This window comes from Nioella sediminis (assembly GCF_001879695.1).
Taxonomy (GTDB): Bacteria; Pseudomonadota; Alphaproteobacteria; order Rhodobacterales; family Rhodobacteraceae; genus Nioella; species Nioella sediminis.
The window spans coordinates 42,575-54,746 of record NZ_MNBL01000115.1; the positions used below are offsets into that span (position 1 = coordinate 42,575).

The following is a 12,172-nucleotide window of genomic DNA, read 5'->3' on the forward strand; positions in this document are numbered from 1 at the left end:
AAAGGCAGATTACCTTGCAGGCGGCCAGGGTCTGATAGCATCGGCATCAATCCAGGCCTGCACCCAATCGGGCAGGGACGGTGATTGCCGGTCGATCCCCAAAGCCTCGGCCACCCGGTCCATCGGGACGATCCCGTTGCGGTCCGTCACGGCCGATCGATAGACAATCTGGTTGCAGCAGGTCGGCCCCTTCCACATGCTCTGCTCCAGATAGATGAACCGGTCATCCCAGCCCACCACCCGGCTCAGCATCTCGACCCGCTCAAAGGCCCGGATCCGCGCCCGGTAGCGCACCGAAGCGCCCGCCATGGTCAGCCCCCAGCGCTGTTTGCGCAGCAGCTCAACCAGCCCGGTTCGCCGCGCAAGCGGAATGCGGCCGAGATCATAGATCGTCAGGGTGCGCCCGTTGTTCAGCTCCATCCACAGGTCGATATCCCAGGGCCAACAGCGATGATGGCTGACATGGGTTCCGGTCACCGGCAGGGCTGGCGCATTGCGGGTCACCGCCAGCTGATAGACCATCCGGGCAAAGGGATACATCGGACAAACCTTGTAGTGGCAGACAGGGCCACAGAACCCCGCCCGGCCCCGGGGTCAACAGGCTCCGTTGCGTCACGCCCTTGCCAATGCGGACCCTCCCCCTTACCTGTGGGCTGGTTTCGAGCAAAGGAAAGCGCCCGCCATGCTGTCGATCATTCAGATCCTCTTGATGCTGATCAGCGTCGCCAAGTTCATCATCATCGCCCATATCATCATGAGCTGGCTGATCAATTTCGGCGTCCTGAACATGCACCAGCCGCTGGTGGCGCAGATCTGGCGCGGCTTGAACCAGTTGCTGGAGCCAATCTACGGCCCGATCCGCCGCCGCCTGCCCGACATGGGCGGGCTCGACCTTGCACCGCTGATCGTGATCCTTGGCCTCTTCGCCGCAGAAATCCTGATCCGCAACAACGCGGTCTATTTCATCTGAGGTCTTTCTGCCGGACCCGAATGGCCCGGCTGAAAAACAGCGGGGGGCAGAGCCCCCGCGCCTACCCCATGTCGCGCGGATCGCCCGTCGCCCAGGCCACCCCGTCGCCCCGGTCCATCGCGGCCATAAGGTCCATGTCCTGCCGCGATATCTCGAAGCTGAACAGATCGAGGTTCTGCCTCATGCGATCCACATTCGTGCTTTTTGGCAGAACGGGATACCCGCTTTGCACGCCCCAACGCAGCAGCAGTTGCGCTTCAGAGACGCCGTAGCGGGCAGCCATCGTCTTGAAGGGCGACTCTGCGCTTTGGCTGTCGGCCTTCATCTCTTCCGTCTTGGCAGAGTTCTGCCCCGGCTCTGCCCGCCAGGTCGACAACGGCACCAAAGAGCTGTAGGCGATCGGCAAGATGCCCTCGGCCCGCAGGAAGGCAACAAGATCGGGCTTCTGCGACCATGGGTGCAGTTCGATCTGGTTCGCCTCTGGCAATGGCAGACCGGCGGCGCGGATTTCTTCGATATGTGCCTCGGTGTAGTTGCTGACACCGATGGCCCGTACCAACCCCTCGGCCTTCAGGTCGCATAGTGCCTGCCATTGCTCCACCCTCCTATCCGCACCAGAGGGCGCGTGGATCAGGTAGAGGTCGATCACATCCAGACCGAGCGCCGTGCGGCTGGCCTCGAAGGCCGTGCGAGTCTCGTCATACCCCTTCGGCGGATCCCCCCAGGCGGCATTCCCGGGCCACAGTTTGGTTGTCACGAACAGGTCGTCACGGGACAGGCCAGCGCGGGAGATCCCGTCGGCAATTCCGGCCCCGACTCCGGCCTCGTTGTGATAACCGGCTGCCGTGTCGATATGGCGGAAACCGACAGATATCGCATCGGACACCACGCCCGCCGCGTCATCGTCAGCAATCAGGTATGTGCCAAAACCGACGGCGGGTATGTGGATGTCACCAAGTGCAAAGCGTGACTGGAGGGGTGTCATATCAGGTCTCCTCTTTGTTGAGGTGACCATATGGGTCCGCTGAAAACCGTGCTTGCCTGATCTTCCAAACGATTTGTCAAATCCTGCGAAGGTCGCAGAATTTTCACCAAGGCCCCGGATCGTCTGTCATGATGAGACGAGGAGGCCGAACAATGCGAGAGACAGGGCTTGATTCCCTTATTCAGAGACTGAGAAGTACCGATCAACGGGCGCTTCCCGGGGGCGTTTTTCCCGTGAAAGAGTCGCAACCACGGCTCATCGAGGCCAGTGTCTACAACCCCGTCATTTGCCTGATCCTTCAAGGATCGAAAGAAACGACAAGCCACAGGGGCACCGTATATCTTGCAGAAGGGGACATGCTGGTTGTATCCCATGATACGCCGGTAACGGCCCGGATCATACAGGTGCCGTATCTGGCACTGATCATGCCCATTGACCTGACGCGGATCCGGTCGCTTGCGGACAGCCTGCCGGATCGTCCTTTGCCGGATTCCGCCGGAACCGGGGTCATGCGCTCTGCCGTTGCCGACAAGGCCCTGTTGCAGACGCTTGAACGGCTGCTTGCACTGGAACCGGGGTCTGCCGATGACAAGGTCCTGACACCCTTGCTGTTGACCGAACTGCACTATCGCCTGCTCATCTCGCCCGCCGGGGGGATGCTGCGCCGGCTGCTGTCGCCCACCAGTCAGGAAAGCCGGATCGCGCGCGTCGCGTCCCTGATCCGGCGCAATTATGCTCAACCCCAGCGCCTGCCCGATCTGGCGCGTGAGGCGGGGATGGGACAATCGGCCTTCCATCAGCATTTCAAGGCGCTGACGGGAACCACACCTTTGCAGTTCCAGAAGGATGTGCGCCTGTCAGAGGCGCTCCGCCTGTTGGAAGAGGGCACGCAATCCGTCACGCAGGTGGGCTTCGCCGTGGGCTATGAAAGCCCCGCGCAGTTCAGCCGTGAATTTTCGCGCCGGTTTGGACGGCCCCCGCAGCAAGTGCTGAAACAACCGCTATCCGCCGCGGAATAGCGATCAGCGCAGCCAGACCTCGACACGCCGGTTCACCGCGCGCCCTGCCTCGCTGTCGTCGCAGGCCATGGGCAGCGCTTCGCCAAACCCCGCGACCCGCAAGGTGACGCGGTTCAGGTCGCCCTCTTCCGCTGCAGCGATAACCGCCAGCCGCACCGCTTCGGCCCGCCCGCGTGACAGGCGCAGATTGGCCCCGGCACTGCCCTGCCCGTCGGAAAAACCCACGAACACCAGTTCACGCCCATCAAAGGCCCCCCGTTCAATCGCCCGCGCCAGCCGCGACACTGCGGACAGAGACTGTGGGTCAAGCTCGGTCGTGCCTTCCTCGAACCGCAGCGTCGTCGACAGGCGTTCTGCCCCGGACATGGCGGTGACGAGGTCTTGCAAATCCTCCAGCGCAATCTCCTCACCTGCTGCGATCACCGCATTGGCCAGCCGCTCCCCCTGTGTGGCCAGCGGTTGTAGGGTGATCCCCTGATTGACGAAGCCAAGGCGGCGGATCACCCGGTCGGCCTCGGCGCTTTCGAAGAACCGCATGAAATCGCGCACCAGTTGCGGCATACGCCGAACCGGAAGGTACATCAGCAAGGGCGCGGTCAGCGGGTAGTCTTCGGATTTCAGGCTGCTCGCCGTAGCGTGCTGAACGAAGCCGCAGGCGCCGCGCAGAGGCAGCATGCGGGCATTGCCGGTGCGGGAAAATCGCCCGATGCCGATGGCATAGGGGTCGCGGGCCACGGCGTCGGCAAGGTCGGTGGCGTCGCTATGCCGTTCAGCGCGATCACTGGCGTTCAGCCCGAACGGCGACATGATCCGCACCGCGACGTCCTGCGCATGGCCGCTTTCGGGATCCATCAGGTGCAGCGCAATGGGGGCATCCGGGCCGCCGATCTGCTGCCAATTGCTGATCTCTCCTGCGAAGATACGGGCCAGGTCCTCCAGCGACAGGGCATCGACGGGGTTGCTGGCCGCGACCAGCGGCACCAATGCATCCAGCGCCAGAACCCGGCTGCGCGCGACCATGGACAGATCGCCCTGATCGGCGGCTTCTGCGGCGTCTTCCTCTGCTTCATCGGGTTCCCGCAGCGCAAGCGCCACATCGGTATCCCGGTCCAGCAGCGCCTGAAGACCCGCATCGGTGGTGGTCGAGGTCACGTAGAACCGGGCGGCGAGCACCTCATCCTCCCCGCGCATCAGGGCAAAGAGCGAGCGGTTTTCCGCAAGGATCTGCCGCCGGACGGTCATGTCACGGGCGGCAGCGAAGCGTTCGATGAGGGCGGGGAAGAGTTGCTCGGCAATCACCGGCGCCCCCATGAACCGCACCTCGGCCACGTAGTTCTGCAAATCCGGGCAGCCGGGGCCCCGACAGGTGACGCCCTGCGCATTGACGGTCAGCGGTCCGAAGATCGAGTCGATCCGGTAATATTCGCCGTCGAACCCTATGATCGTGCCCGACAATTCCACCGATCCATCGAGCGAACGAAGCTCCACATCCTGGGCGGAGGCGAAGCAGGTCGTCATCAAAACGGTAAGAGCGGCCAAAACGGCCGCCCTGACTTGAACAATCATGAAGCGTGGTGCCGGTGAAGATCAGTTTGAAGCGACTCTCAGGTCATGCAGCAGATTTTGCAACACCAGATAGTCTCCCACAGCGTCACAGCCCGGAAGGGTGAAGGTCAGCTCGATGACCGCAACGCGCCCGTCTTCTTCCAGTTCGAGGGTCCGGGCCAGCGTATCCTGCCCACAGTTTGCCTCGGTCACCGGGGCCTCGATGGACAGGCGCACGTTGCCGTTTCCATCCAGCGTGTCGCGCGGGAAGGAATAGATTTGCGCAAGCATCGGGTTCTCGACATCGGCGCTTCCCACCTGCATGACGAACCCGCCTTCACCGGCTACGGCCCGATCCACGCTGCCGGCGTGATCCAGCCAGATATGACCGGGATCGCCATAGGTGGCGCCGAATTCCATGGCGTGCAGTTCCAGCGCGCGATCTTCGTTCCATTGCAGGCCGACACGGTAGTAGCTGTCGAGATCCGGCACGATGGCAAGAGAGGAGTCGCTGGCACCGTCGGGCATGCGGACGGTGAAGAAGGCCGGGTTTTCAAAGACCGGCACATCCATGGTCAACAGGCCCATCACATCAGTGCGACCCGTCAGGTTCAGACCGGAATGCTCGATGATCACCCGCGAATGGGGCTGGCAGGGGTCCATGATATCGAGCGCCACGATGGCACCTTCGCTGGCCGAGGTGCTGACGGTCAAACCGCAAGGCAGGCCGAAGGGGCTGAGCGCCTGATCGGTCATGGTGGTGGCATCCGATGCCTGAGCGAGCCGTTGCGGCTGCGGCAAGGCGGGCGCTTCGGGTGCCTCCACGGGCAGGGCAAGGGCCGGGGCCGGGGTCTCAATCGGGGTACTTGCCCCGTTTGATCCGGTGCTGGCGGATGTCAGAACCGTTACCTCGGGCTCTGCGCTTGCCTGGCCCTGGATCAGCTCTCGCATGGTTTCGATGTTCAGCGGGCGAATGTTGGAGGAACGCGCCTCGGTCATCAGCGCGCCAAAGGTCAGCGCACCCAATCCGATGGTCGCAATGGCAATAATACGGGGCGAGATATTCATGACGGTCTCCGGCTCACTACCCGGAAACAATCCCGCTCAATTGGGGCGATATTGCGGAGATGCGGGGGAAATGCAGGGGAATCAGGTGCTGCGGTCGCCAAGGCTGTCCAGATAGGCGGCAAAACTGAACCGGCTTGTGACGAGCGCAGAGAACGCGTCGAACACCGCCTGCGGATCGAAGGGCGTGTCAGAGCCGAGCAGGTGGTAATGCAGCCCGGCCTCGAACCCCGGATCGAGCGGTTCAGAGACAACGGGCGTCCCACAGACATAGGCGCTGAGAAGGCGAGGCGCTTCGGTATAGATGCCGTCCTCGAAATGGATATTGAGAACGGCGCTATGGGCACGGATCATCTGATCCAGATCGTCGAAGAAGGTGCCATCCGCGACCATAGCCACCTTGAACCGGTCGATGCCTTGCAACACGCCCTTGCGCCGTTTGCCACCGGTCCAGCCGAAGAACAGGATCTCGTCTCGCGTGGGCGGCGTGTAGGGGTGAGGGGTGGCGGGGAATATATGCGGGCCAAAGCTCAACTTGCGGCGGTTTTTTGGCAGCCCAAGTTCTGCGTCATAGAAGGCGGTATTATAGGCCGACAGGTCCAGTACCCGATGCGACCGGCGCACGGCCTTGAGGATGCGTTGCAGGTTGGACCGTTTACGTGAGGGCCAGAGCGCGGCGCCACCGGCCTCGAAAAGCTGCTCGGTCTGAATCGCTATGCGAAAGCCGGGGCGGGACCAGGCATCGCCGAACTCCTGATGCACGCCGCAATAGACCGTGGTGGGCGGCCCGTCGCAGGCCGCGTCCGGCAACCCGTTCAGAATATCGCGTGCCATCTGGTCCAGGACCGGGTGGACTGACAGAAAAGTCAGGCTGCCACGGGTCCGCTCGAACAGCTCCGCCATGTCAGCCTGCCTGTCTTGTCCCGGTCACAGGCGGCCGTGACAGTGCTTGAACTTCTTGCCAGACCCACAGGGGCAGGCATCGTTGCGGCCGGGATTGCCCCACGTATCGGGATTGTTTTCGTCGAAACCGGGCGCGGCGTTGGAATCCGGGTCCGGCCCCGCTGCGGCGGCAGAGGCAGCGTCGGCAGCGTCCAGAGCGGCAGCCTGGGTCGCGGCCTGACGTTCCTGCATCTGGCGCATGATTTCCTGCTGCTGTTCCGGGGTCAGTGGCTGAATGCGGCTCAGCTTCTCGGTCACATCTGCGCGCAACCCGTCGAGCATCATCTCGAACAGCTGGAAGCCCTCGGTCTTGTATTCGTTCAGCGGATCGCGCTGCGCGTAGCCCCGGAAACCGACGACCGAGCGCAGATGTTCCAGCGTCAGCAGATGTTCGCGCCATTTGGTGTCGATGGTCTGCAACAGAAGCTGCTTCTCGATCTGGCGCATGTTTTCCGGGCCGAAATCCACGGCTTTCTTCGCCATTTGCTCGTCCGAGGCCTGCGCAATGCGTTCGCGCATCACGTCATCATCAACGCCTTCTTCATCACCCCATGCCTGTACCGGCAGATCCAGCGCCATGGCCTTCTTGATGGCCTCGTGCAGGCCGTCCGTGTCCCACTGATCGGCATAAGACCGCGGCGGCATGTAGGTTTCGATGATATCGTCAATCACCTGATGGCGCATGTCGCGGGTGATTTCGTTGATATCCTCGGCGGCCATGATCTCCAGCCGCTGGCCGAAAATGGCCTTTCGCTGGTCGTTCATCACGTCATCGAACTTGAGCAGTTGTTTCCGGATGTCGAAGTTGCGGCCTTCAACCTTGGCCTGTGCCCGTTCCAGAGACTTGTTCACCCAGGGGTGAACGATGGCTTCGCCCTCCTGAAGCCCGAGCGTGGACAGCATCTTGTCCAGCCGTTCGGACCCGAAGATGCGCATCAGGTCATCTTCCAGCGACAGGAAGAAGCTGGACCGGCCTGGGTCCCCCTGACGGCCTGACCGGCCGCGCAGCTGGTTGTCGATGCGGCGGCTTTCGTGGCGTTCAGTGGCCAGAACAAACAGCCCACCTGCGTCCTTCACGGCCTGTTCATCGGCTTCATGCGCCTCTTCGATACGCGCGCGGATCTCATCGGGGTGGCCTTCGGGATCGGCGGCGATGGCCTCCATGATCTTGAACTCGACATTGCCGCCGAGTTTGATGTCGGTGCCGCGACCAGCCATGTTGGTGGCGATGGTCACGGCCCCAAGTTTGCCCGCATCGGCAACGATCTGCGCTTCCTGTTCGTGCTGGCGCGCGTTCAGGATGTTGTGGGGCAGCTTGGCCTGGGTCAGCATCTGGCCCAACATTTCCGATTTCTCGATGGATGTGGTGCCGACCAGAACCGGCTGGCCCTTTTCATGGGCGGCGCGGATTTCCTCGACGATGGCTTCGTATTTCTCGCGCCCCGTGCGGTAGACCTTGTCATCCTCGTCGATCCGGGCGATCGGACGGTTGGTGGGCACCTCGACCACGCCAAGACCGTAGATCGACATGAATTCCTCGGCCTCGGTCGCGGCGGTGCCGGTCATGCCGCCAAGCTTGTCATAAAGGCGGAAGTAGTTCTGGAAGGTCACGCTGGCCAGCGTCACGTTTTCGGGCTGGATGCTGACACCCTCCTTCGCCTCGATTGCCTGATGCAGACCATCGGACAGGCGGCGGCCCGCCATCATGCGGCCGGTGAATTCGTCGATCAGCACCACCTCGCCGCCACGGACGATATACTCCTTGTCCTTGGTGAAGGTCTTGTGGGCGCGCAGCGCGTTCGTTGCGTGGTGCACGATGGTGGTGGATTCCGGGTCATAGAGGCTTTGCCCCTCAGGCAGGATGCCGACCTCCAGCAGTTTTTCTTCCAGGAAATCGTTGCCCTCGTCGGTATAGGTCACCTGACGGGTCTTTTCGTCATGGGTGTAATGCTCGTCCTGAATGAACGGCATCACCTCGTTCATCTTTGTGTAGAGGTCAGAGCGGTCATCGGACGGGCCCGAGATGATCAGCGGGGTCCGCGCCTCGTCGATCAGGATCGAGTCCACCTCGTCGACAATCGCGAAGTTGTGACCGCGCTGCGCCATGTCCGACAGGTTGGCGCGCATGTTGTCGCGCAGGTAGTCGAAGCCAAGCTCGTTATTGGTCGCGTAGGTGATATCGGCCTTGTAGGCCTCGCGCTTTTCGGCGTCGGGCTGACGCGGGTAGACGACGCCGGTGGTCATGCCAAGCGCGGTGTAGACCTTGCTCATCCACTCGGCGTCCCGCTTGGCGAGGTAGTCGTTGACGGTAACGATGTGCACGCCCTTGCCGGTCAGCGCGTTCAGATAGGCGGGGAAGGTGGCGACGAGGGTCTTGCCCTCACCCGTCTTCATCTCGGAAATATTGCCCTGATGCAGGAAGATTCCGCCCATAAGCTGCACGTCGAAAGCCCGCAGGCCAAGGGCGCGGCGGGCGGCTTCGCGGCAGTTTGCGAAGGCTTCGGGCAGCAGGTCGTCCAGGCTTTCGCCATTCTGAGCCCGGTTCCGCAGTTCGGCTGTCTTTTCAACGATCTGCGTGTCGGTGAGCTTCTCGAACTCGGGCTCCAGCGCGTTGATCTTTTCGACAGTGGGGCGCGTGTTTTTGACCTTGCGATCATTGGGCGTGCCGAAGACCTTCTTCGCGAGTGTTCCGAGACCGAGCATATGTTTATCGCCTTCCGCGCCGTCACGCCGCGTGTTGCGGCTGCAATCTGCCAAACCTTTGGGCATCGGGTTGTCCGGCACCTTGCGGGCGTCTAAAACGACCCCCAAGTCAGGCCGGGCCCCAATGCCAAACCAGAGTTGGACATAAGGGGCTGTCGGAAATGTGTCAACGCGGCCGGGAGTCCTTCGCGGCCATCCAACATGGGAAACTCTTCAATGACGAAACGAATTCTTGCCGGTGCGGCCCTGTCCGCGCTTATGATCACACCCGCCATGGCGCAGGATGCGGACACGGTGCTTGCAACGATCAACGGTCAGGACATCACGCTTGGCCATATCATCGTGGCGCATTCGCAACTGCCCGAGCAATATCAGGCGCTGCCCGATGACGTGTTGCTGACTGGCATTCTGGAACAGCTGGTGCAGCAGGAAATCGTGGCCACCGCCGCGCGGGACGACCTGTCCGCCGCCATGCGTCTTGGGCTGGAAAACGAAGAACGCGCCTATGTCGCAGCCCTGACGCTGGACGAGATCGCCCTGGCCGAGATTCCGGCAGAAGAATTGCAGGCCGCCTATGACGCCGAATTCGGCGAGATGGAGGCCGTCACCGAATACAACGCCTCGCACATCCTGGTGGAAACCCAGGAAGAGGCGCTGGCGCTGGTCGAGGAACTGGAAGGCGGCGCAGACTTCGCGGAACTGGCGCGTGAACACTCCACCGGCCCCTCCGGCCCCAATGGCGGGCAGCTTGGCTGGTTCACAGCCGGCATGATGGTGCCGTCCTTCGAAGAAGCGGTCTTTGCGCTGGAAGTCGGCGAGGTCTCGCCCCCCGTCGAAACCCGCTTCGGCTGGCACGTCGTCATCCTGAATGACAGCCGCGACCAGGCTGCCCCGGCGCTGGAAGAGGTGCGCGAGCAGCTGGAAGAGGGACTGCGCCAGGCCCGCGTCGATGCGCATATCGAATCCCTGACCGCAGCGGCCGAAATCGACCGTCCGGAGCTTGACATTGACCCGGCTCTGATCCGCAATCTCGATCTGCTGGACAACTGATTTGCCACAAGGGGCGGGCATGGCCAAGAAAGACAAGAAGGCGAAACACGGCAAGGCAACCGGAGAGGTGGCCGAGCTGAAACGCAAGCTGAACAAACTGCGCAAGAAGCTCAAGGCCGAGCGAGAGAGCACTGAGGCCAGCCCACCCGCGACAACACCGGCGCCCGCGGTTTCCCCGCTGGCGCCGAAGGACGGGTTCCCGTCGATTCCGCCTATCGAGGGCCTGCGCCTGTCGGGTGTTGCCGCTGGCGTGAAATACAAGGGCCGCAAGGATGTTATGCTAGCGGAACTTGCGCCCGGCAGCACGATTGCGGGCGTCTTTACGCGGTCGTCCACCCGGTCCGCGCCGGTGCTGGATTGCGAGGCCAAGCTTGCAGCGCTGAAACCCGGCGCGGCCAAGGGCTTTGCCTTTATCGTCAACGCGGGCAATTCCAACGCCTTCACCGGCCATGCCGGGCAGCAGACCGTGGACGAGGTCACCGGATCGCTGGCGCAGATGATGAACCTGCCCAAGGGGCATGTGTTTTCATCCTCCACCGGCGTGATCGGGCAACCTCTGCCGCCCGAAAAGATCACCCATGCCCTGACCGACCTGCGCGACGGGCTTGCCGAGGGCAACTGGGAAGACGCCGCGCGCGCCATCATGACGACCGACACCTTCCCCAAGGGCGCGGTTCGCCAGGTGGAACTGGACGGCCAGACCGTGACGATCGCGGGCTTTGCCAAGGGATCGGGCATGATCGCGCCGGATATGGCGACGATGTTGGGCTATGTCTTCACCGATGCCGCCGTGACGCAACCTGCGCTTCAGGCGATGCTGAAATCCGGCACGAATGTCAGCTTCAACGCGGTGACGGTGGACAGCGACACCTCGACATCTGATACGGTTCTGGTTGCCGCCACCGGCATGGCTGGCAATAGCCCGATCACATCCGCCCGGACCGAGGCGGGGCGGGCCTTTGCCGCAGGGCTGACCGAGGTGTTGCAGGATCTCGCGTTGCAGATCGTGCGGGATGGCGAGGGCGCGACGAAACTGGTCGAGGTTCGTGTGACCGGGGCGAAATCCGCCCGCGATGCCGACAAGGTGGCCCGCGCGATTGCCAATTCGCCGTTGGTGAAAACGGCGATTGCGGGCGAAGATCCCAACTGGGGCCGGATCGTCATGGCCGTGGGCAAATCGGGCGCTGCGGCGGATCGGGATCTGCTGAACATCCGTTTTGGCGAAATCCTCGTGGCTGAAAAAGGCTGGGTCGCGGAAAGCTATACGGAAGAGGCGGGCGCGGCCTACATGAAACAGGAAGAACTGGTCGTTGCCGTGGATATGGGTCTTGGCAGCGGCGAGGCGACAGTCTGGACCTGCGACCTGACCCATCAATACATCACCATCAACGCGGATTACCGATCTTGAAAACCGTTCTGGTGTCCGCCGTTGCGCTGATCGACCCTGACGGGCGCGTGCTGCTGGCACAGCGCCCCGAGGGCAAGTCGATGGCCGGCCTGTGGGAGTTTCCGGGCGGCAAGGTCGAACCGGGCGAAACGCCCGAGGCGGCGCTGATCCGCGAGCTGCACGAGGAACTGGGCATCGACACCTGGGAAAGCTGCCTGGCCCCACTGACCTTCGCCAGCCACACATATGACGACTTCCACCTGTTGATGCCGCTCTTTGCCTGCCGCAAATGGCAGGGCATCGTTACGGCGCAGGAAGGGCAGCAGTTGGCCTGGGTCCGGGCGGCTCAATTGCGGGATTACCCGATGCCTCCAGCAGACATTCCCCTGATCCCGATCCTTCGCGATTGGCTGTAAATAGCCATTTCCCCCACAAACCTATCCATTGGGATGGCCGCAAACCTAGTGACTTTCTACCAGAATCGCTTAACGTGATCACTTCACTCG

The 12,172-nt window shown here is 62.5% G+C and carries 11 protein-coding genes; 5 read left to right on the forward strand and 6 right to left on the reverse strand.

What is annotated here, in order from left to right; genetic code table 11:
- Positions 1-9: 9 nt before the first annotated feature.
- Entirely contained in the window at positions 10-540 is a 531-nt protein-coding gene (locus BKY26_RS14515; RefSeq protein WP_071691108.1) for an acyl-CoA thioesterase, read from the reverse strand.
- Between the two features lie 142 nt (positions 541-682).
- Here BKY26_RS14515 and BKY26_RS14520 point away from each other — a divergent pair, with 142 nt between their 5' ends.
- The gene (locus tag BKY26_RS14520; protein WP_071691109.1) at positions 683-970 is read left to right on the forward strand and encodes a YggT family protein; all 288 of its coding nucleotides are present in this window, start codon (positions 683-685) and stop codon (positions 968-970) included.
- A 61-nt stretch (positions 971-1,031) separates the two neighbouring features.
- Here BKY26_RS14520 and BKY26_RS14525 read toward each other — a convergent pair whose 3' ends face one another.
- A complete protein-coding gene (locus BKY26_RS14525) occupies positions 1,032-1,955 on the reverse strand; it encodes an aldo/keto reductase (protein WP_071691110.1) in 924 nt (307 codons plus the stop codon).
- A gap of 152 nt (positions 1,956-2,107) precedes the next feature.
- On the opposite strand from BKY26_RS14525, the gene BKY26_RS14530 reads away from it, so the two are divergent.
- Entirely contained in the window at positions 2,108-2,974 is an 867-nt protein-coding gene (locus tag BKY26_RS14530) for an AraC family transcriptional regulator (RefSeq protein WP_071691111.1), read from the forward strand.
- A 3-nt stretch (positions 2,975-2,977) separates the two neighbouring features.
- Here the strand turns inward: BKY26_RS14530 and BKY26_RS14535 are convergent, their stop codons facing one another.
- From BKY26_RS14535 to secA, 4 genes are all read right to left on the reverse strand, one after another.
- The gene (locus BKY26_RS14535; protein WP_245764460.1) at positions 2,978-4,492 is read right to left on the reverse strand and encodes a phosphate ABC transporter substrate-binding/OmpA family protein; all 1,515 of its coding nucleotides are present in this window, start codon (positions 4,490-4,492) and stop codon (positions 2,978-2,980) included.
- 69 nt (positions 4,493-4,561) lie between these two features.
- Entirely contained in the window at positions 4,562-5,587 is a 1,026-nt protein-coding gene (locus tag BKY26_RS14540) for a hypothetical protein (protein WP_071691113.1), read from the reverse strand.
- Between the two features lie 81 nt (positions 5,588-5,668).
- The gene (locus BKY26_RS14545; RefSeq protein WP_071691114.1) at positions 5,669-6,487 is read right to left on the reverse strand and encodes a hypothetical protein; all 819 of its coding nucleotides are present in this window, start codon (positions 6,485-6,487) and stop codon (positions 5,669-5,671) included.
- A gap of 24 nt (positions 6,488-6,511) precedes the next feature.
- Positions 6,512-9,229 (reverse strand): preprotein translocase subunit SecA, encoded by a 2,718-nt coding sequence (gene secA / locus BKY26_RS14550; protein WP_071691156.1) that lies wholly within the window; start codon positions 9,227-9,229, stop codon positions 6,512-6,514.
- Between the two features lie 216 nt (positions 9,230-9,445).
- Here secA and BKY26_RS14555 point away from each other — a divergent pair, with 216 nt between their 5' ends.
- From BKY26_RS14555 to BKY26_RS14565, 3 genes are read left to right on the forward strand one after another with little or no spacing between them, the layout of a single operon-like run.
- Positions 9,446-10,279 (forward strand): peptidylprolyl isomerase, encoded by an 834-nt coding sequence (locus BKY26_RS14555; protein ID WP_071691115.1) that lies wholly within the window; start codon positions 9,446-9,448, stop codon positions 10,277-10,279.
- Positions 10,280-10,298: 19 nt separating this feature from the next.
- The gene (gene argJ / locus BKY26_RS14560; protein ID WP_083431471.1) at positions 10,299-11,687 is read left to right on the forward strand and encodes a bifunctional glutamate N-acetyltransferase/amino-acid acetyltransferase ArgJ; all 1,389 of its coding nucleotides are present in this window, start codon (positions 10,299-10,301) and stop codon (positions 11,685-11,687) included.
- Positions 11,684-12,082, forward strand: coding sequence for a (deoxy)nucleoside triphosphate pyrophosphohydrolase (locus tag BKY26_RS14565; RefSeq protein ID WP_071691116.1), 399 nt, complete (start codon positions 11,684-11,686; stop codon positions 12,080-12,082). The genes argJ and BKY26_RS14565 overlap by 4 nt, the downstream gene beginning before the upstream one ends.
- The last annotated feature ends 90 nt before the right edge of the window (positions 12,083-12,172 follow it).